This is a genomic window from Belnapia sp. AC561, assembly GCF_979252845.1.
This window is the reverse complement of record NZ_CEEDBP010000005.1, coordinates 12085-33200: the sequence shown is the minus strand read 5'-3', so window position 1 is coordinate 33200 and position 21116 is coordinate 12085. Positions and strand designations below refer to the sequence as shown.

Below are 21116 nucleotides of genomic sequence, written 5' to 3'. Positions count from 1 at the left end.
GCAGACAGCCCCTCAGGCGAACAGGAAGTCCGCCGCCGTCAGGCCGGCCTTCGCCACCCCGTTGAGCAGCACCAGGTCGCCGAGCCCCAGGTCGATGGTCGTCGTCCCGGCCGCCTCGGTCATATGCGCCTGGACATCGGCGAAGCTGGCGAAGCCCAGCCCCTGCAGCCGGATATGGTCGATGCCGGCCTGGAAGTCGCCGATCACGTCGCTGCCGGTGCCGCGCCCGAAGACGAAGGTATCCGCCCCCGCCTCGCCGAAGAGCTGGTCATTGCCCTCCTTGCCGTTCAGCGTGTCATTGCCGGCTCCGCCCAGCAGCCAGTTGGCCTGCGCATTGCCGGTCAGCTGGTTGTCCAGCGCATTGCCCACGCCGAAGGGCGTGATGCCGCGCAGGACCAGGTTCTCCAGGTTCGCCCCGAGGGTATAGCCCGAGCCGAAATCGACCACGACGGTATCGATGCCGCCGGTCGCCGATTCGAAGATCAGGTCGGCGAGGCTGTCGACGACATAGGTATCGCGGCCGTTGCCGCCGTCCATCAGGTCGCTCTCGCCGAAGCCGGAGGCGCCGTCGAGGGTATCGTTGCCCTCGCCGCCCATCAGGATGTCGCCGGCCGCGCCCGCACCGCCTTCCAGGCTGTCGTCGCCGTCGCCACCCTGCAGCGAGTCGGCGCCCGACCCGCCGTTCAGCGTGTCGTTGCCGGCGTCGCCGTTGAGGGTATCGGCCCCGGCATCGCCGTTGAGGCTGTCGTTCCCCTCCATGCCGAAGATGATGTCGTTGCCGCCGCCGCCGGAGACGACATCGTCGCCCTGGTAGCCGAGCAGGACATTGGCGCCCTCGTTGCCGATCAGCACGTTGCCCAGCGCATTGCCGAAGCCGTTGATGGCGCCGGCCCCGGCCGCCAGGGTCAGGTTCTCGACATTGGCGAAGAGCGAGTAGCTCACCGCCGCGATGACCATGTCCTGGCCGCCGCCCGCCGCCTCGGTGATCGATTCGAAGGCATTCTCGACGTAGTAGGTGTCGTCGCCGCTGCCGCCGAAGAAGACATCGGCGCCGCCGTTGCCGATCATCGTCGTATTGCCGGTGCCGCCATGGAAGGTATCGGCCCCGGCGCCGCCGATCAGCAGGTTGTCGCCGCCGCCGGCCCGGAAGGTGGTGGCGCTGTCCGATCCGATGGCGATGTCGTCGCCCTGGGTGCCGGCGAACTCGGTCACCGAGGCGGCGAGCTTCACCGGCGGCAGCGGCATGAAGTGGCCGAAGGCGCCGGAGATGCCGTCCTGGTGCGCGAAGTAGGTGACGTTGTCGGTCGGCGCCGCGCTGTTGAACAGCAGCGCCTCGTTCGGCCCGAAGTAGAGCACGGTGAAGCCATCCACCGTGCCGGTCGCCAGCGGCTTGCCGTAGCCGTAGATCTGCAGGCTATCGCCCTCGGCCGGCTTGTAGTTCTCGATCCACTGGACGCCGTCGCCCTTCTGGTAGACGAAGGTATCCGCCTGGCCGCCGGCATTCAGGTGGTCGCCGATCCGCAGGTTGGAGAAGACGCCGCCGGCATAGCTGATCGTGCCGGCGTTGCTGCCGCCGATCAGCGTGCCGTCGCCGTGGATCTCGTCGTTGCCGGCCCCGCCGAAGATCACCGTCGTGCTGTTGTTGCCCTCGATCGTATCGCCCGAGGGGCCGCCGACCAGGATGTCGAAGCCGCCCAGCCCATGCGGCGCCGTCGCCGCGACCGAGCCCAGCCCCTGCATCACGTTGTTGCCGCAGCCGCCGATGATGATGTCGTTGCCGCTGGTGCCCTCGAAGACGTTGTCGCCGGCGCCGCCCACCAGGATGCTGCCGCCGAGCGCCGACCCGTTCGAGCCGCCGTGCAGCACGTTGAAGCCGATGCCGCCGATGATGTACTGGTCGGCATGGTTGCTGCTGGCGGTCAGTCCGCCGGTGCCGCCGAGGATGTAGCTGCCCGGCGCATTCAGGTTGACCTGCCCGGCCCCGCTGAAGGCGACGTGGGACGCGGTATTCACGTCCAGCGCATTGCCGTTCGGCGGCACCAGCGGCGCGGTGTCGAGGATCGTGCCGGTCAGGTGGTCCAGCCCGGCGTCGAGGCCGCTGACGGCATCGCCGCTCACCAGGGTCATGGCTTGGTTCGGCGCGCTGCCGACCCGCATCCCCGCCGGCGCCACGAACTGCACCGCATAGGTGCCGGGCACCAGCCCCTCGAAGTGGTAGGTGCCGTCGGCGGCTGTGCTGGTGGTGGCGACCACCGCGCCCAGCCCGTCCAGCAGCTTCACCACGATGCCGGCGAAGACCGCATCCGGCCGCTTGGTGTCGCAGATGCCCGGCGGCAGCACCAGCGTCACCGTGCCGCCGATCTTCGGCGGGACATAGAGGCCGGCATCCCGCGTCAGGTCGGCCTGGCCGCTGCCGATGCTGAAGCCTGGGCCTACGCCCGAGGCATTCGGGTCGCTGTCGGTCGCCGCGGTGCCCGCGCCGGTCCGGGTGAAGACAGTGCCGGCCGGGGCGCCGAAGACCTCGTGGTAGCTGCCCGGCGGCAGGCCGGTGAAGAGGTAGTTGCCGGAAGCATCCGTCAGCCTGCTCGCGGTCGCGCCGGTCGCGTCGTTGATCAGCGTGACGGTGACGCCGGCAAGCCCCGGCTCGCCCAGGCCCTGGATGCCGTCGCCGTTCACGTCGATCCAGGCGCGGTCGCCGATGCTCACCGGCTGGTACAGCCCGGCATCCACGCTGTTGTCGATCTGGCCGGAGACCAGGGTATAGGTGCCGGTGATGCCGGTGGCCGGATTGGCATCGCTATCCGCCAGGTCGCTGCCCTGGTCGCGGGCGGTGAAGGCATAGCCGCCGGGCGCGGTGAACTGCACCTTGTAGTCGCCCGGCACCAGCCCGGTGAAGCGATAGGCACCGCCACCCGCGGTCGTGGTCACCCGCCCCGGCAGCGCGATGCCGCTGCCGTCCAGCAGGGTGACCGTGACGCCGTCGATGCCCTGCTCGCCGCCGTCCTGGATGCCGTTGCCGTTGGTGTCGAGGAAGACGCGGTCGCCGAGCCCGGTGGGCACGTAGAAGCCGGCATCGACCGAGTTGTCCACGTCGCCCGAGACATAGGCCTTGACCGGCGTCTTGCCGGTGCCGACGCTGGCATCGCTATCGAGGTCATCCGCCGCCGCATCGGCCGGGGAGGGGACCATGCCGCTCGGCGTCACGAATTGCACGCCATAGCTGCCCGGCGCGAGGCCGGTGAAGCGATAGGCGCCATCCGCGCCGGTGATCGCCGACTTGCCCGGGATCGCCGTGCCGCCGGCATCCAGCAGCCGCACCGTCACCCCGGCCAGCGCCGTATCGCCGGCATCCTGCAGGCCATTGGCATTCAGGTCGGTGAAGACGCGGTCGCCGATGCTGATCGGCCGGTACAGCCCGACGTCGTGCGAGAGGTCGGTCTGGCCGGAGGTGATGCTGAAGGCCGGGGCGATGCCCGTCGCCGGATTGGGGTCGCTGTCGCTGGCCGCGGTCCCGGCGCCGTTCGGCGTGAAGACCCAGCCCGCGGGCCTGGTGAATTCCTCATGGTAGGTGCCCGGCGGCAGGCCGGCGAAGCTGTAGCTGCCATCGGCCAGGGTCGTGGTGGTGTAGATCTGGCCCGTCAGGTCGTTGACCAGCTTCACCCCGACGCCGCCGACCCCGGCCTCGCCGGTCTCCTGCACGCCGTTGCCGTTGCGGTCCTCGAAGGCGACGTTGCCGATCGTCACCGGCGCATAGACCCCGGCATCGGCCGTGGCATTGGTCTGCCCGGCCGAGAGGCTATAGGTCCCGGTCAGACCGGTCGCCGGATCGGCGTCGCTGTCCCTGGCGTCGTCGGCGCCTTGGTCCTGCCGCGTCAGCACGAGGCCGCCGGCGGCGACGAATTTCACCTGGTAGTCGCCCGGGACCAGCCCGCTGAAGCCATAGGCGCCGCCGCCCGTGGTGGTGGTGGTGGCGACCAGGCCGCCGGCATTGCGCAGCTCGACGGCGATGCCATCGACCCCGGCCTCGCCGCTGTCCTGGATGCCGTTGCCATTGGCATCGAGGAAGACCTTGTCGCCGATCGCCGCCGGCCGCCAATAGCCCGCATCCACCGTGCCGTCCTGCGTGCCGGAGGCATAGGTCCTGGTCGGCGTCAGCCCGGTGGCATCGATGTCGCTGTCGGCGGCATCGTCGCCGCCGGCATCCTTCGCGGTGATGGTATAGCCCGCGGGTGTCGCGAAGCGGACCGCGTAGTCGCCCGGCGCCAGCCCGCCGAAGCTGTAGGCGCCACCGCCCGCCGTGGTGGTGGTGGCGAGGGTCGCGCCGCTGCCGTTGAGCAGGGTCACGCCGACGCCGTCGATGCCGGGCTCGCCCGAGCCCTGCCTGCCGTCGCCGTTCAGGTCGTAGAAGACCTTGTCGCCGATGGTGATGGGCGCATAGAAGCCGGCGTCATGCGTGGTGTCGTTGTCGCCCGAGACCAGGGTGATCTTCGGCCCGGTGCCGCTGGTGGTGCCCACCCCGCCGGGGTCGCTGTCCGTCGCCGCGGTGCCGGCGCCGCTCTTCGTCAGCCGGTAGCCGGCCGGCGCCTGGAAGGTCTCGTAGTAGTCGCCCGGCTTCAGCCCGGTGAAGCCATAGGCGCCATTCGCATCGGTGGTCGCCGTGCCGACCACGGTGGTCGTGCCGAACCTGTAGAGCGTGACGACGACGCCGGCGAGGCCGGCCTCGCCGCCATCCTGCACGCCGTTGCCATTGGCATCGACGAAGGCGAGGTCGCCCAGCTTCGCCGGCACGTAGAAGCCGGCATCCACCGAGTTGTCGACCGCGCCGGAGACATAGGCCTTCACCACGGTCTTGCCGGTCGTCGGATCGGCGTCGCTGTCGCGGGCGTCGTCGCTGCCCTGGTCGCGGGCGGTGAGGATATAGCCGCCGGCCGCGGGCGTCACGAATTTCACGCCGTAGCTGCCGGGCAGCAGGTCGGTGAAGGCATAGGCGCCATTGGCCCCGGTGGTGACCACCGCACCCGCCACCGGATTGCCGCCGGCATCCAGCAGCTGCACCGTCACCCCGGCGAGGCCCGCCTCGCCGCTGTCCTGCAGGCCATTGGCATTGGCATCAACGAAGGCGACGTCGCCCAGGCTGACCTTGCGGAAGAAGCCGGCGTCATGCGTCTGGTCGGACTGGCTGTCGGTCAGGGTGAAGGTGGCGCCCTGGCCGCTCGCATTCGGGTCGCTGTCGGTCGCCGCCGTGCCGGCCCCCTGCGGGGAGGCATACCAGGTGCCGGTCGTGGGCGCGGTGAAGACCTCCCGGTAGCTGCCCGGCACCAGGTTGGTGAAGCTGTAGAGCCCGGTGCCCGTGGTGGTCGCGGAAGCGACGACCAGGCCGCTGGCGGTACTGATCAGCTCCACCTTCACTCCGGCGAGGCCGGTCTCGCCGCTGTCCTGCACGCCATTGGCGTTCAGGTCCTCGAAGACGAAATTGCCGACCTGCGCCGCGACGACCGGGCTGCCCACGCTCGCCGTCTTCACCGCCATCGCGGCATTCGGATCGATCCCCGCGCCATTGGGGCCGACCAGCGGCGCCAGGGTCGCGGTATTGGTCAGGGTGGTGCCCGCCGCGGTCCCGGCCGCCACCTTCGCCACCACCTGCACGGTGACGGTGCCGGTCAGCGGGTCGTTGTCGCCCGCATTGACCACATTGCCGAAGTCGAAGCTCAGCGCGCCGCCGCTGACGCTGCCCGCCGCCCCGACGCCGAGGCTGGAGCCGGTGATGCCGCCGAGCGAGAGCACCTGCGAGGAGACATAGCTGAGCCCGGTCGGCAGCGCATCCCGCAGCACCAAGTGCTGGCTGCCCTCGCCGAGGGTCGCCGTCAGCAGGTAGGTGACCGTCTCGCCCACCGCGAGGTTGCTGCCGGTGGTGAAGGCATTGTCGGTGCCGGTGATGGTCTTGGTCAGCGTATCCGGGATGGCCACGTCGATCTGCGCGGTATCGCTGGTGAGAAGCTGCCGCCCCGGCGCATCCGCCTGGCCTGGTGCATGGGTCTGGTAGTCGAGCGTCGCGGTATTGAGGATGCCCTGGCCGTTCACCACGGTATCGAGCAGCTTCACCCGGTAGCTGAGGGTCACCGCCGCGGCGCCCAGCGCCAGCTCGTCCAGGTGGAAGCTCAGCGTATTGCCGCTGATCGTGGCGGTCGCCCCCGGGCTGGTCAGGCTGCCCGCGACATATTGCACGCCCGGCTGCAGCACGTCCGAGAGATCGAGGTCATAGGCCTTGGCGGTGCTGTCCGAGGCGTGGCGGATCGTCACCGTATAGGTGGCGATGTCGCCGGCATCGCCGGTGGTGCCGCCGCCGCTGAAGGCGACGGTCTTGTCCACCGTCAGGTGCGCCTGGACGAAATCGGTGGTGACGGTCGCGATATTGGAATTCGCGTTGTTGTCGGCCTTGGCCTGGACCTTGTTGGTCAGCAGGTCGCCGCTCTGGTTGGCGGTGACATCCGCCGCCTTGGCCTGGATCTCGAGCGTGATCTTGTCGGCGCCGGTGGCGGCGCCGTGGTCGGAATCCGGCTTGTTGTAGATGGTGCCGAAGGTCCAGGTGACCGTCTCCAGCGCCGCCGAGCCGCCGCCGTTGGTATTGGTGACGACCGCATCGGCCGCGGTCAGCTGGGTCGCGTAGCCGGCGTCCTTGTACAGGTTGGCGCCGACGCCGGTCACCTTCGCCGAGCCCGGCACATAGAGCAGCTGCCCGGTGTTGTCGCCCGTCGTCAGCAGGTCCATCAGCTGGTCGATGACCCGGAAGTTGACGCTCACGCCCTCCGGGATGGTGACGGTGATGGTATAGGTCGCGACCTCATCCACCTTGAGGTCGCCATTCGCCGCGACCAGCTGGTTCCCGGTCGCCGAGGGCATCGCCGTATCGGCATAGCTGGTCGCCGTCAGCGCCTTGGTGACGGAAGACGCCGTCATGGTGACCGAGGCGGTGGCGCTGCCGCTATAGGCCCGCTCCTGCGCATCGACGCCGGGCAGGGACCCGGCGGCATAGGTCGCGGTATTGGCCACGGTCTGGCCGCTGACCGCGGTATCGATCACCTTGGCCTTGAACTGGATCCGCACCGACTGGCCCGGGTCCAGCTGCGGCACGGAGACGCTGAGACTGGTATCGCCCGCGGCATTGCCGCTGGTGACGGAACCGGGCCCGCTGAGGATGCTGGCGCTGCCGAACTGGTACTGCGCATTGGGCCCGACCTGGCTGAGCAGGTCGTTGATCAGCACGTCGAAGGCGGGGGCATTAAAGGTGGTGGCGTTGCTGTTGGTCAGCACCACCGTATAGGTCAGGGTATCCGAGGCATCCACGACGCTGTTCGGGCTGACCGTCTTGGTGATGCCGAGGTGCGGCTCCACCACCTCGACGCTCGCCGTGGCGCTCTGGCTGATCCGGCCGGAGGCATCGGCCGGATTGGCGGCGCTGACCGTCGCGGTATTCACCAGGACGTCGCCGGCGGTGTTGGTCGCCGCCTTGGTCAGCTGCCCGACCACGGTGATGGTCACCGTGTCGTTCGCGTCGTTCAGGTTGTCGACCGCATTCGTCACGGTGCCGAAGTCGAAGCTCAGCTTGTCGGCGACGCCGTCGCTGTTGGTATCGGCCAGCGCCGCGGTCTGCCCGATCGCCAGCGCCGCATTGCCGCTGAGGTTGGCGCCGAGCTGCGTCACGGTCGCCGAGATCGCCTTGATCTGGCCGTTCGCCGTCGGCAGGAAGTCGTCGACATGCACCGCGCCCTGCACGCCTTCCGGCATGCGGACCGTGATGGTGTAGGTCACCGTCTCGCCGATCGCCAGGTCGTCGATCGTGGCATCGCCCTGCGCCTTGGCCGTCGCGGACAGGCTGGTGGCGCTGACCAGCTTGGTGATGGTCGGCATCACGGTGATGCTGGCGATGTCGCTATCGGCCAGGTTGTCGTAGGCGTTGCGGTCGATGCCGCCTTCCTGCGCCGCGTAGGACGCGATGGTGGCGGTATTGGTCAGCGCCAGGTCCGGCACCGCCAGGGTATTGGCCAGCTGCAGGTCATAGGTGATGACCACGATGTTCTTGCCGCTGGTCGCGTCGTAGCTGCCGATGCCGCCCTGGTTCACGCCGGGGTCGTCGATCCGGATGCCGGTGGTGAAGAGGTTCGCGGCGCTGCCGCTGTAGCTCAGCGTCGCGCCGGTGCCGTCGGTGACGGTCAGGTGCAGCCCGCCCGGCGGCAGGACGAAGCCGGCCGGGACCTGGTCCTTGATCAGCGCGTCGAAGGCGCCCTTCCAGCCCTGGCCCTTGTTCTCGACGATGATGGCGAAGGAGACGATATCGCCGGCATCGGCCTGGCGGAGATTGGCATCGACCGGATGGGCGGCGAGATTGGTGCTGTTGATCGTGCCGCTGAAGCGCACGCCGTTGCTGCCCGGCGCGGTGAAGCTCACCGGCCCGGTGCTGGCATCGCCCGTCGTCGCGTTGAGATAGCTGCCGAGCGGATTGTCGACGCCGATCACCCCCTTGGTGATCCTCAGCGCCGGCTCGCCCAGCACGAACTGGATGATCGCATTGTCCTCGGAGGGGAGGAGGAAGGAATTCGTCTCCGAGGAGGTCACCTGGTTGGTCAGCAGCAGCCCGTCGCCGAAGGGCCGGTCGTTCACCCGGAGCGTCACCAGCAGGTCGAGATGCGTCGCCGGATAGCTGCCGTTGACCGCGCCGCCGAAGTCGAGGGTCAGCGAATTGCCGCTGGCATCGGCCAGCAGCGTCGGCGTCACGCCCGGCACCTGGAGGTGGAAGGTATCGCCCGGCCCATACTTCACCACGCCGGCGCCGGGGGATGCCGCATCCGAGACGCCGATGAAGCTGAAGCCGCTCGGCGTGCCGTCGCCATCCGGATCCGCCGCGGTCAGCACCGGCAGCGGCAGGTAGTCCTTCAGGTTGACGGCATGGGAGGAGGTGAGGGGGATATCGAGGCCGAGGCGGAAGGTGACCAGGTCGCCCGCCTGCACCTTCGACGGCGTGGCGAAGCTCGTCGTGCCCTTGGTCGTGTCGCCGTTGATCGCGTAGATGGACTTGGAGACGGCATTGACCGGCAGGGTCACGCCGGCCGCGCTGTTGTCCTCCGTGGTAGTGCCCGTGGCGAGGACGTTGCCGTCGTACAGCACGGTGTTGCGGACGCTGTCGCCCTGGTCCACGTAGGGGTCGCCCGGCACCGCGGCGGCACCCGTCGCCGTCCAGGTCTCGTCGAGCCGGGTGTGGAACACCACCTGGATCGTCGCCTGGTTGTAGCTGGTCGCATGCTGCGCCGCCAGCAACCCGCCGCCGTTGCCGTCCAGCACCGCGTCGCGGCCGCCATTCAGCATGGTCTGGGAGATGTCGAAGCTCACCGGCGTGGTGCCGGCCGAGGTCTTGGCGCCGAGGGTATAGAGCACCGGGCCGCTGTAGATGATGGCCCCGCCCTCGCGGATGACCACCGTCGGGGCGAAGCCGGCATCGAAGGTCTGCCCGTCGCCGAGCGTATCCTTCACCAGCAGCCCGCCCAGCTCGAAGTAGTTCGAGACCTGGCCGTTCAGGGTGTATTCCAGCACGCCATGCGGCTGCCAGTCCGGCACGCCGTTGTGGTCCTGGTCACCGCTGACGAGGGCCACGCCCTTCTGGATGGCGATGGACTTGGCGGTGACGATATCCTCGGCCCCGGCCGGGTTGATGTCGATCAGGGTCGGCGCCGTGTCGCGCGTATCGGTCGGCGTCCAGCTCGCCTGCAGCCGCGCATTGTCGGCCAGCGGCCGGAAGCTGCCTGTCGCCGGGTCCAGCACCGGCGTCCCGTCATGCAGGAACTCGGTCGCGTACCAGTCGATGACCATCGTCGGCACCTGGGTGCCGCCGGTGATGCTGCCGGGGAACTGGCCCACCAGGCTGGTGGTGCCATCGGCATTCTGGGTGATGGTGACCGGCGTGGCGATGGTGACGCCATTGATCTCGAGATGCGCGCCCAGCACCACCACGCCATCCGGCGTCGTGTCGCTCAGGGTGAAATTCTGGAAGACCTGGCCCGCCGCCAGCTCCCCCTTCACCGTCCAGGCGCGCGCATAGGACGGCCCGGTGGCGGTCTCCTGCTCCGGCCCGTTGTAGATGACGTCGAGCTTGGCGACGACCGGGGCGATGGCCAGCGTGGCGCTCGGCCCGGCGATCGGCGGGTCGGTCGCCGGGTTGTTGAAGGGATCGGCGCCATAGGCGAAGCCGCCCGTTGCCGTCACCGCCAGCGGCTGCCCGACATCGGCGAGGTTCGAGACGCGCAGCGTCAGCGCGATATCCGCCGCGGTCTGGGTCGTGGTGAAACTGCCGAAGGGCAGCTTCAGCACCAGCAGCGTATCGCCCGGCGTGCCGGTGACGATCAGCGCCGCCCCCGCCGCATCCTTGGCGAAGGGATGCGTCGCATGGCCGAACTGGTCGAATTCGATCTGCGTCGCCTGCAGGTCGACGCCGAGGTAATTGGCCGAGACGAAGGTGACGCCGTCGTTCTGCTTCGGCGCGATGCTGCCGACGCCGGCACCGTCCATCCCATTGGTCGGCAGCACCACGTCGACATAGGGCGCATAGCCGACATCGGCGCCGGCGGCGGCATTGTCGAACCGCAGGGTCAGCGTCTGGTTGGTCCCGAGGAAGGCGTCCTGGGCGCTGCCATTCAGGAAGCTGACGATCGGCTGCGCGGTCATGGGAGGCTCCTGCGGACGGATGGGCGAAGTCGGGACGGACTCATCAACTTATGGGCCATGCACCCTGCGACGAACCCGGCGCGGCCAGCCGCCTGGGCGCCGCGAAAGCCGGGGCTTGTTGCAGGATGCGAGGCATATCGCGGCCTGTGGGGGGAGGGGGCGTGGCAGCCATGGCGGCATTCCATCCAGGGCTGTTGTCCGCCCGTCAGTGACCAGCGCCTGTGACGAGACCTCGACACAGAAGACGGTTCGAAAATGAGACAAAAGTCTAATTCAGGACATTTCCGGCCGTACCCATGCAATAGCCTGAAAATGAATTCAACAGAAGGTTAAAATCAACCGTCCATTGAGCTAGGGGGCAAATAGTTGCCGGATGTCGCCTGGCGGCGGCGGATCGCAGCGCGGACCGCGATCCGCCCGTCCCCCGCATCCCGGGCGCTGGCAGGACGCCACCGCCCACGGCTTGACGCCCGCCCCGGCTTGGCGATGGACTGCACCCGCAAAGCCCGGCCCGCGCAGGCCGGACGTCCAGGGGAAAACGCCCATCATGCCGGATCACGCCAAGCCCCAAGCCAAGCCCACAAACGCCACCGTCGCCCTGCGCCTGGCGGAGGCCTTCGCCCGCCACGGCGTGACCCTGACCTTCGGCCAGAGCCTGCCCTCCGCCTTCCACCTCGCCGCGCCGCATGCCGGCATCGACCAGAAGGTCTACCGGCAGGAGAATGCCGGCGGCTCGATGGCGGATGGCTATGCCCGCATCTCCCGCAAGGTCGGCATCGTCACCGCCCAGAACGGCCCCGCCGCCACCCTGCTGGTGGCCCCGCTGGCGGAAGCCCTGAAAGCCAGCATCCCCATCCTCGCCCTCGTGCAGGAAGTCACCCGGGATGCCATGGACCGCAACGCTTTCCAGGACCTTGACCACCTCAACATGTTCGCCCCGGTGGCGAAGTGGGTGCGCCGGCTGGAGCGCGCCGACCGGCTCGACGACTACGTCGACATGGCCTTCACCGCCGCCACCTCCGGCCGCCCCGGCCCGGCCGTGCTGCTGGTCCCGGCCGACCTGCTGACCGAATCGGCCGCCCCCGTCTCCGCCCTGCTGCGGCCGCGGAGCATGTCGCTCGGCCAGGCGCCGCTCGACCGGACGCTGGCCGACCCCGCCGCCATCGCCGCCGCGGCCGATGCCCTGGCCACCGCCCGCCACCCGCTGGTGGTCGCGGGGGGCGGCATCCACCTCTCGGATGCCGCCGCCGAGCTCGCCGCCCTGCAGCAGACAGCCCACCTGCCGGTCGGCACCACCGTCATGGGCAAGGGCGCGGTGGATGAGGGCCATCCGCTGACCCTCGGCGTCATCGGCTACATCATGGGGCAGGGGTCCCGCACCGCGGCGATGCGCCCCATCGTCGACCGTGCCGATGTCGTGCTGCTGATCGGCAGCCGCACCAACCAGAACGGCACGGATAGCTGGAAGCTCTTCGGCCCGAAGACCCGCTTCATCCACCTCGATGCCGACCCGATGGAGGTCGGCCGCAACTATGAATCGCGGCGCTTGGTCGGCGACGCCAAGCTGACCCTCACGGCGCTGGCGGCCGAGATGGGCAAGCGCGACCTGACCATCCGCGCCGCCGCCCGCGCCGCGCTGGAGACCGAGATCGCCGATGCCGTCGCCGGCTGGCGCAGCACAATCGCCGATATCACCACCCGCGACGCCGAGCTCTGCCGCCCCGAACGGCTGATGGCCGAGCTCGACCAGCTCATCGGCCCCGACGACATCGTCGTCGCCGACGCCTCCTACAGCTCCATCTGGGTCGCCAATTACCTGACGGCGAAGCGCCCCGGGCAGCGCTTCCTGACCCCGCGCGGCATCGCCGGCCTCGGCTGGGGCCTGCCCATGGCGATCGGCGCCCGGATCGCCGCCCAGGAATCCGCCACGCCGGATGCCAAGGTCGTCTGCCTCTGCGGCGACGGCGGCTTCGGCCATAGCTGGGCCGAGCTCGAGACCCTCCGCCGGATGGAGCTGCCGATCACCCTGCTGGTGCTGAACAACGGCATCCTCGGCTACCAGAAGCACGCCGAGGAGGTGAAATTCGGCGAGCATACCAAGGCGGTGAACTTCACCGCGGTCGACCACGCCGCCATCGCCCGCGCCTGCGGCGTCGAGGGCATTCGCGTCGCGCATTCCAGCCAGATCCGCTCGGCGCTCGCCGCCGCGCTCGCCGCCCCCGGCCCGGTGCTGCTGGACGTCATCACCGACCCCGACGCCAAGCCGCCGATCTCCTTCTACGCCGGCCACTACCCGGAGCCCTTCTGATGCTCGCCCTCAGGAAGACCGCCGCCCGCTTCGGCCTGGAATTCGCCGAGGTCCCGGAGGCGCCGCCGCCCGGCCCCGGCGACGTGGTGGTCGAGGTCGACGCCGTCGGCATCTGCGGCTCCGATGTCCATGCCTACGAATGGACCGGCGGCTACGAGATGATGGTCCCGCATTTCCCGCTGATCATGGGCCATGAATTCGCCGGCCGGGTCTGGCGCACCGGCACCGGCTCCGGCTGGCAGAACCAGGCGCGCGTCGCCGTCATCCCCTTCGTCGCCTGCGGCCATTGCGCCGCCTGCCGCGCCGACGACGCGCGCAACTGCACCCGGCGCCAGGGCATCGGCCTGACCCGGGACGGCGGCTTCGCCCGCCAGGTCCGCATCCCCGCCCGCTGCTGCGTCGCCGTCCCGGACAACGTGGACATGGAACTGGCCGCGCTCGCCGAGCCCCTGGGCGTCGGCGCCGAGGCGGTGCTGACCGGCGAGGTCCGGCTCGGCGATACCGTGCTGGTGCTCGGCCCCGGCACCATCGGCCAGGCGATCGCCCTGATGGCCCGGCTCGCCGGGGCGGCCCGCGTCATCGTCGCCGGCCGCGCCGATGCCCCGCGCTTCGACGTCCTCCGCGCCCTCGGCTTCACCGAGATCGTCGACGTCGCCGAAGCCCCGCTGCGCGAGCAGGTCATGGCGCTGACCGGCGGCCGCGCGGTCGACGTGGTGCTGGAGGCCACCGGCGTCCCCAGCACCCTGAACGACGGCCTCTCCGTCCTCAAGCGGGGCGGCATCATCGTCGCCGCCGGCATCCATGCGGATGCGGTGGTGCTGCCGCTGACCGATTTCGTCCGCCAGCGCCACCAGCTCCGCGCCACCCATGGCGCCGCCCGCCGCACCTGGGACCGGGTCATGGCCCAGCTCAGCCGGGATCCGGAGGCCTTCCGCCCGATGATCACCCACCGCCTGCCGCTCTCCCGCGGCCTCGAGGGTTTCGAGCTCGCCCGCCAGCGCGCCGCCAGCAAGGTCATCCTCACGCCATGACGAATACCGACCGCGTCGCCCTGGTCACCGGCGCCGCCCGCGGCATCGGCGCCGCCTGCGCGGCGAAGCTCGCCGGCCTCGGCCACCCCGTGGTCCTGGCCGACGTCATCGATGAGGTGGAGGCGACCGCCGCCGCCCTCCGCGCCGCCGGCCACCAGGCCCGCGCCATCCGGCTGGACGTGGCCGACGAAGCCGCCGTCGCCGCGCTGCCCGAGGCGCTCGCCGACTGGTGGCCCCGCCTCGGCATCCTGGTGAACAATGCCGGGATTTCCCCCAAGGGCCCGGATGGCCGCGCCCGCCCGGTCGCCGCCATGCCGGCCGAGGAATGGCGCCGGGTGCTGGCGGTCAACCTCACCGGCGCCTTCCTCGTCTCCCAGGCCTGCATCCCGCCGCTCGCCGCCCGCCGCTGGGGCCGCATCATCATGATGACCAGCCAGGCCGCCCGGGCCAAAAGCCAGATCGCCGGCGCCCACTACGCCGCGGCCAAGACCGGGCTCATGGGCTTCGCCCGCAGCCTCGCCACCCAGCTCGGCCCGGAGGGCATCACCGTGAACAGCATCGCCCCCGGCCGGATCGACACGCCCATGGCCCGCGGCACCACCGCCGATGCCAATGCCGCCTTCGCCGCCAATATCCCGCTCGGCCGGCTCGGCACGCCGGAGGACGTGGCCGAGGTGGTCGCCTTCCTCGCCTCCGACGCCGCCGGCTACCTGACCGGCGCGACCCTCGATGTCGGCGGCGGCAGCTACATGCCGTAACCCTTGGCGAGGGCCCGTCACCGGCGCTTCCTTGACACCCCACCCCCCGCCGGGCTTCATCCCGCCGCCTGATGCCGTCTCCCCACCCGACTCTCCCGGGCTGGGGACCCGACCCGCGGGCGTCACCCTTGCCCGATGGGTCCCACCTTGAGCACCTCCATGGCGAAGAAGAAGACCGGCGGCTGGCTCGAAAGCATCAAGACCGTGGTCTATGCCGGGCTCATCGCCATCGGCATCCGCACCATCGCCTTCGAGCCCTTCAACATCCCCTCCGGCTCGATGATCCCGACCCTGCTGGTCGGCGACTACCTGTTCGTCTCGAAGTATTCCTACGGCTATTCGCGCTACTCGATGCCCTTCGGCCCGAACCTCTTCCAGGGCCGCATCTTCGGCTCGCTGCCGGCCCGCGGCGACGTCGCCGTCTTCAAGCTGCCGCGCGACCCGAGCCAGGACTACATCAAGCGCATCATCGGCCTGCCCGGGGACCGCATCCAGGTCCGCGCCGGCCAGCTCTACATCAACGGCACCCTGGTCCCGCGCGAGGTCGTCGGCCCCTACGTGGTCGACGGCGACGGCCCGCGCATGAGCGTGCGCCTCTACCGCGAGAGCCTGCCCGGCGTGGCCGGCGGCCCCGGCCGCACCCACCAGATCATCGAGCAGTCGGACGACGGCCCGCTCGACAACACCAACGAGTACCGGGTCCCCGAGAATCACGTCTTCGCCATGGGCGACAACCGCGACAACAGCCTGGACAGCCGGGTGCAGAATGCGGTCGGCTTCATCCCGGTGGACAACCTGGTCGGCCGGGCGGAATTCATCTTCTTCTCGGTCGATGGCTCCGCCGCCTGGTGGGAGGTTTGGGCATGGCCCTTCGCGATCCGCTGGAGCCGGCTGATCTCGGTCATCCGGTGATGCCGTGACCACCGGGGGCGACCTCACGGTCTTCGCCGCCCGCCTCGGCCATGCCTTCGCCCAGCCGGAATTGCTCGTCCAGGCGCTGACCCACCGCTCCGCCGCCGATCCCCGCCGCTCCCAGCTCGACAGCAACGAGCGGCTGGAATTCCTCGGCGACCGGGTCCTCGCCCTGCTGATCGCCGAATGGCTGGCCGAGCGCTTCCCCGAGGAACGCGAGGGCGACCTCGGCAAGCGGCTCGGCGTGCTCGTCGCCCGGGACACGCTGGCCCGCGTCGCCGAGAACCTCGGCCTCGCCGGCGTCATCCGCGTCCCGACCTCCGAGGGCAAGGCCGGCCTGCGCGAGCGCGCCAATGTCCTGGCCGATGCGGTCGAGGCGCTGCTCGGCGCGCTCTACATGGATGCCGGCCTGCCCGCCGCCCGCGCCCTGGTGCGGCGCGAGTGGGAGGCGCATATGGGTGCCGAGGCGCGGCCGCCCATGTCGGCGAAGAGCCGCCTGCAGGAATATACCCTGGGCCGCGGCCTGGGCCTCCCCGAATACCGCCTCGTCTCGACCACCGGCCCCTCCCACCAGCCGATCTTCGTCGTCGCCGTCGCGGCGGCGGGGCGGGAGGCGGAGGGCCTGGGCGAATCGAAACGCGCCGCGGAACAATTGGCCGCCGAAGCCTGGCTGGCCGGATTAGGCCGAAAATGAACGAAGTCCCGAATACCGAAACCCCCGTTGCCCCCTCGCAGCCCCGCTGCGGCCTGGTCGCCGTGGTCGGCGCACCGAACGCCGGCAAGTCCACCCTGGTGAATGCCCTGGCCGGCTCCAAGGTCACCATCGTCTCGCCCAAGCCGCAGACCACGCGCTTCCGCATCCGCGCGGTGGTGATGCATGCCGGCGCCCAGCTCATCCTGGTCGATACCCCCGGCATCTTCGCCCCCCGCCGCCGGCTGGACCGCGCCATGGTCGCCGCCGCCTGGGGCGGGGCGCAGGACGCCGACCGCACCCTGCTGATCGTCGATGCCCGCGCCGGCCTGACCGATGCCGTCCGCGCCATCACCGACCGCCTGGCGAAATCGACCAAGCCGGTCTGGCTGGCGCTGAACAAGGTCGACCTCATCGACCCGACCCGGCTGCTGCCGCTGGCCCAGGAGCTGAACGCCCTGCTGCCGGTGGAGGAGACCTTCATGATCTCCGCCGAGAAGAAGCGCGGCCTGGACAAGGTGCTGGACCGGCTGGCCGCCGACATGCCCGCCGGCCCCTTCCTCTTCCCCGAGGACGAGCTGTCCGACCTGCCCAACCGCATGCTGGTCGCCGAGATCGTGCGCGAGCAGATCCTCCGCCAGACGCATGAGGAAGTGCCGCACCACGCGACGGTCGAGACCGAGAGCTGGACCGAGAAGAAGGACGGCAGCGTCCGCGTCGACTGCACCATCTACGTCGGCCGCGCGACCCAGAAGGCCATCCTGATCGGCGACGGCGGCGCCCGCATCAAGGAGATCGGCCAGAAGGCGCGGAAGGAGCTGGAGGCGCTGCTGGAACGCCGGGTGCACCTGTTCCTGAACGTCAAGGATCGGCCCGGCTGGGACGAGGAGCGGGGGCGGATCCGGGCGCTGGGGCTGGAGGACGAGGGGTAGTGGGCCTTCCCCCGCCCGCCCTCATCGCAACCAAGCCCACCCACCGCCAAGCCCGGGCCTACCCGTCGCCAATAGCGGGCCTATCCACCGTCATGCCAGGGCTTGACCCAGGCACCAGCCGGTTACGAAACAAGGCAAGAAAGGCTGGGAGAAGGTATTCTCCCAGACCCTCATCTATTTTCGTATTTAAGATCTTGACCCTGAGTAAAAATGCCGAAATCAGAAATACAACGTTAGTTGAAAAATCGTTCCAAAAATAGATTGATGGTTTTCAATCCGTGGCGTATTTGGCGCAACGGAGTACGGTTTCATGAGAGCGTGTGCTCCGCGATCAGCATAGGCTTATGTGCCTCAATATAAATTCAGATAGACAAGAATGGATGCTACAGCGCAGATGCAAAGCAATGCTGGGCCTAAGCGCCACCATTACGTACCAAGGATGATGCAAAAACGCTTCGTGAATGAGCGGGGCAATTTATATTGTGTTCGGCGGGAAAGTCCTACCAAAATATTTGAAGTTGGTCCCAATCAATTATTTGCTGAAACTCATTTGTACTCGATGATTAAAGAAAATAACTCTAAAGACCTAACTTTGGAAAAATATTATTCAGAACTTGAAAGCGACCTTGATCCTGTTTTTCAGCAGATATGTGCTGCGGCACAGCCTGGGATGAGGCTCGACTGGGAACCTGATGTGAAGGGCATGGTCGCTGAGTTCGTCTACAACCAACTTAGAAGGTGTCCAGATTATCATGAACGAATCGCATCGAACGATGCGGTTCAAAACGCTTTACACGAGTCTGCCACTAAGTTAACGGCCGAATTCCCTCATAAATCTGCCGAAATAATAGATTTTTTAGACGAAAAACGCTTGCCGAGAATGGTTCATAACGTTAGGGTTGGTGCTCTTAGCTTGCGATCTGAAAAAATACTTTCAGTATTTGAGAAAATGTCAATCTGCGTTATTAGTATTACAAACAAAAATAAATCTTTTATTGTGGGGAGTATACCAGTTGTTAAGGTCGGCGCTAGCGGGCTGCAGGATAAAAAATGCGAAATTTGGATGCCGATTTCTTCTAAAGTAGCCGTTGGATTTGTATGGGGAAACCCTCATAATGGTCACGTTCTTGATTTAATCCCAGCGGAAGTGCGCCAATTAAATATTGCAATCTCACAGCAGAGCTCTGCTTTCGCCGCGGCATCGCCTGAATTAGTGCAGTCTTTAATAAAGCCAGCTTAGTGGAACTATAATAAGTTATTTTTAGCTTTTTAAATTTCGTCAGAATAAATAACTGTTTTCCCAATCAACCGCAATAGGCAAGTAACATACATTATTTTTGAATTCATAATAAATAAGAAAGAATAGGTTTATTATTCCCAATAAAACAGTAAATTTAAAAAAATATCGCTGAATGTAAAATAACAAAAATAGATGAGGTAAGGTCGGGGAGAATACTTTCTCCCCGACCTTACCTCAAATCACCTTCGCCTCCCGAAACGCCGCGATCGTCTCGGCTGAATACCCCGCGGCCGCCAGCACCTCCTCCGAATGCGCCCCGAGCGCCGGTGCCGGCCGCTCCAGCCGCGCCCCGCCATGCGCCATCCGGAATCCCGTGGTCGCGAAGCGCAGCCGCCCCCAGGGCGTCTCAACCTCCTGCAGCGCGTCGCGGGCCAGCACCTGCCGGTGGTCGATCACCTCGTCCACCCGCCAGATCCGCGCGCAGGGCACCCCGGCGGCATTCAGCCTTTCCTCCCAGGTCGCGGCATCCTCCGAGGCCAGCGCGCCCTCGATCACCTCCCGCAGCACCGCCATGTTCTCCAGCCGCAGGAACCAGTCCGCCAGCCGCGGGTCCTCCAGCGCATCCGCCCGGCCGATCGCCACCATCAGCTTGCGGTACTGCGCGTCGGTATTGCAGGCCAGCAGCAGGTGCCCGTCGCGCGCCAGGAACAGGTTGGCCGTCGCCCGCCGGCTGACCGCCTGGTTGCCCCACTGCTTCTGCTTGTGCCCCGCCACCGTCCAATCCGCGACCTGGCCGCTGAGGAAGGCGAGCGTCGATTCCAGCATCGACACATCCAGCTTCTGCCCGCGCCCGGTATGCGTCCGCTGGAACAGCGCGGAGGAGACCGCGAAGGCCGCCGTCATGCCCGACAACTGGTCGCAGATGGCGAAGCCCGCCCGCAGCGGATCGGCGCCCGGATGCCCGGTCATCGCCATGATGCCCGACATCGCCTGGATCCGCCCGTCGTAGCCCGCCTCGTTCCTGTCCGGTCCGGTCTGCCCGAAGCCGGAGACGCTGCACCAGATCAGCTTCGGATTGATCGCCGACAGGTCCTCGTAGCCCAGCCCCAGCCGCCCCATCACCCCGGGGCGGAAATTCTCCATCACCACGTCGGCGTCCTGCACCAGGCGCTTGACGATCGCCTGCGCCTCCGGATTCTGCAGGTCGAGCGTCAGGCTGCGCTTGTTGCCGTTCACCGCCTGCCAGGCCGGCGCCATGCCCCGCTCGGCCCATTCGCGGGAGAGGGGGGTACGGCGCATGTCCTCACCCTCCCGCCGCTCCACCTTGATGACCTCGGCCCCCAACAACGAAAGCTGGTAACTCGCGAAGGGCCCCGCCAGCACCTGGGTGAAGTCGAGGATGCGGATGCCCTCGAAGGGCCGTGCCCCTTCGCCCATGCTTTCCTCTGGGGTCACGCCGCCTTCTCCCGCAGGCCCTTGGCGATCGCCTTCTGCCGCAGGAATTCCTGCGCCCGCCGCTCCAGCTCCTCCGCCCCGATCTGCTCGAGGTTCAGGTAGTCCTGCTTCCATTCCCCCGTGGCATCCCAGCGCTGCGGCGACTGCACCGTGGTGCGCGGCCCGAAGGCGCTCTCCAGCAGCCGGAAGCCCAGCTCCAGCGTCGCCGCCTGGCTGGCCTCGTCATGCGGCTTGCCCGCGGCATTGCCGAGCGGGAAGTCGCTGAAGACGAAGCGCGGCACGCCACAATGCTCGACGATATCCTTGGCGCAGCCGAGCACCACGGTCGGGATGCCATGCTCCTCGAGGTATCGCGCCGTCAGGCTGACCGTCTGGTGGCAGACCGGGCAATTGGGCACCAGCACCGCCACGTCGGCCTTCTCCTGCAGGCAGCGCGACAGCACCTCGGGGCAGTCGATCTCGACCGTATGCCGGTGGCTGCGGTTGGTCGGGGCGCCGAGGAAATGCTTCGTCAGCTCGCCGATCCGCCCGGCCGCCGCCGCATCCCGCATCGCCTGCAACGGGAACCAGGCCTTGGCATCCGTCGCCGGGCTGTGCTTGCGGTCATAGGCGATGTGGGAGACGCGGAGGTCGTGCTCCTCGGCGGTGTCGCCGGCATAGACCTCGTAGAATTTCGCCCCCGAATTATACGGCGCCCCGGGTCCCTGGTCGCCCTTGGCCGGGTCGTAGGGCGCGGCCGTCGTGATCAGCATCACCCGGCTCTCCGCCAGCGGCTGCCGCAGCGGGGAGAAGGGGACCTCCCGGTAATGCGCCCATCGATAGGGGTCGTAGCCGATCGCCTTATAGTATTCGCGGGTCCGCTGCATGTAGGGCACCGGGCTGTCGTAGTCCGGCGCGAAGCCCATTGCCCGATCGATCTCGGCGGTCATGCTCATCCTCCCCAGGCGGCCATTCGGTCCATCGGGCCATAGGGTGCGACCGCCCGGCCGATCCATCAAGAGACCCCATGCGCCCGCCACAGCCCAGCCCCGCAGCACGCAGCCCCTCCCTCCCGGCCGCCCGGCCTGCCATGCTGT

10 protein-coding genes are annotated in these 21116 nt (G+C 68.1%); 7 read left to right on the top strand and 3 right to left on the bottom strand.

Annotated elements, in window-relative coordinates; genetic code table 11:
* Positions 1 to 12 precede the first annotated feature (12 nt).
* Positions 13 to 10713: an SdrD B-like domain-containing protein gene (locus AC0IW9_RS05605; protein ID WP_471647224.1), complete on the bottom strand. Its 10701-nt coding sequence runs from the start codon at positions 10711 to 10713 to the stop codon at positions 13 to 15.
* Positions 10714 to 11260: 547 nt separating this feature from the next.
* Here AC0IW9_RS05605 and AC0IW9_RS05600 point away from each other — a divergent pair.
* The 7 genes from AC0IW9_RS05600 to AC0IW9_RS05570 all read left to right on the top strand — a co-directional run bounded on the left by AC0IW9_RS05600 (position 11261) and on the right by AC0IW9_RS05570 (position 18585).
* Entirely contained in the window at positions 11261 to 13021 is a 1761-nt protein-coding gene (locus tag AC0IW9_RS05600) for an acetolactate synthase catalytic subunit (protein ID WP_471647223.1), read from the top strand.
* Entirely contained in the window at positions 13021 to 14052 is a 1032-nt protein-coding gene (locus AC0IW9_RS05595) for a zinc-dependent alcohol dehydrogenase (protein ID WP_471647222.1), read from the top strand. Before AC0IW9_RS05600 ends, AC0IW9_RS05595 begins: the two co-directional genes overlap by 1 nt.
* Positions 14049 to 14810, top strand: coding sequence for an SDR family oxidoreductase (locus AC0IW9_RS05590; protein ID WP_471647221.1), 762 nt, complete (start codon positions 14049 to 14051; stop codon positions 14808 to 14810). Before AC0IW9_RS05595 ends, AC0IW9_RS05590 begins: the two co-directional genes overlap by 4 nt.
* Before the next feature lie 159 nt (positions 14811 to 14969).
* On the top strand, positions 14970 to 15722 hold the full coding sequence (gene lepB / locus AC0IW9_RS05585) for a signal peptidase I (RefSeq protein ID WP_471647220.1): 753 nt from the start codon (positions 14970 to 14972) through the stop codon (positions 15720 to 15722).
* Between the two features lie 4 nt (positions 15723 to 15726).
* On the top strand, positions 15727 to 16416 hold the full coding sequence (gene rnc, locus AC0IW9_RS05580; RefSeq protein WP_471647219.1) for a ribonuclease III: 690 nt from the start codon (positions 15727 to 15729) through the stop codon (positions 16414 to 16416).
* On the top strand, positions 16413 to 17345 hold the full coding sequence (gene era / locus AC0IW9_RS05575) for a GTPase Era (protein ID WP_471647218.1): 933 nt from the start codon (positions 16413 to 16415) through the stop codon (positions 17343 to 17345). The genes rnc and era overlap by 4 nt, the downstream gene beginning before the upstream one ends.
* Positions 17346 to 17721: 376 nt before the next feature.
* A complete protein-coding gene (locus tag AC0IW9_RS05570; RefSeq protein WP_471647217.1) occupies positions 17722 to 18585 on the top strand; it encodes a DUF4238 domain-containing protein in 864 nt (287 codons plus the stop codon).
* Positions 18586 to 18819: 234 nt separating this feature from the next.
* On the opposite strand, the gene AC0IW9_RS05565 is transcribed toward AC0IW9_RS05570, so the two are convergent.
* Positions 18820 to 20040 carry a CaiB/BaiF CoA transferase family protein gene (locus tag AC0IW9_RS05565; protein WP_471647216.1) on the bottom strand — a complete coding sequence of 407 codons (1221 nt, stop codon included), beginning with the start codon at positions 20038 to 20040 and terminating at the stop codon, positions 18820 to 18822.
* Positions 20037 to 20969, bottom strand: a complete 933-nt coding sequence (locus tag AC0IW9_RS05560) for a hypothetical protein (RefSeq protein ID WP_471647215.1) — start codon at positions 20967 to 20969, stop codon at positions 20037 to 20039. The genes AC0IW9_RS05565 and AC0IW9_RS05560 overlap by 4 nt, the downstream gene beginning before the upstream one ends.
* Between the last annotated feature and the right edge of the window lie 147 nt (positions 20970 to 21116).

Coding starts and splice junctions, on each gene's coding strand:
- AC0IW9_RS05605 (WP_471647224.1), bottom strand. CDS start 10,713: ATGACCGCGCAGCCGATCGTCAGCTTCCTGAATGGCAGCGCCCAGGAC.
- AC0IW9_RS05600 (WP_471647223.1), top strand. CDS start 11,261: ATGCCGGATCACGCCAAGCCCCAAGCCAAGCCCACAAACGCCACCGTC.
- AC0IW9_RS05595 (WP_471647222.1), top strand. CDS start 13,021: ATGCTCGCCCTCAGGAAGACCGCCGCCCGCTTCGGCCTGGAATTCGCC.
- AC0IW9_RS05590 (WP_471647221.1), top strand. CDS start 14,049: ATGACGAATACCGACCGCGTCGCCCTGGTCACCGGCGCCGCCCGCGGC.
- lepB (WP_471647220.1), top strand. CDS start 14,970: ATGGCGAAGAAGAAGACCGGCGGCTGGCTCGAAAGCATCAAGACCGTG.
- era (WP_471647218.1), top strand. CDS start 16,413: ATGAACGAAGTCCCGAATACCGAAACCCCCGTTGCCCCCTCGCAGCCC.
- AC0IW9_RS05570 (WP_471647217.1), top strand. CDS start 17,722: ATGGATGCTACAGCGCAGATGCAAAGCAATGCTGGGCCTAAGCGCCAC.
- AC0IW9_RS05560 (WP_471647215.1), bottom strand. CDS start 20,969: ATGACCGCCGAGATCGATCGGGCAATGGGCTTCGCGCCGGACTACGAC.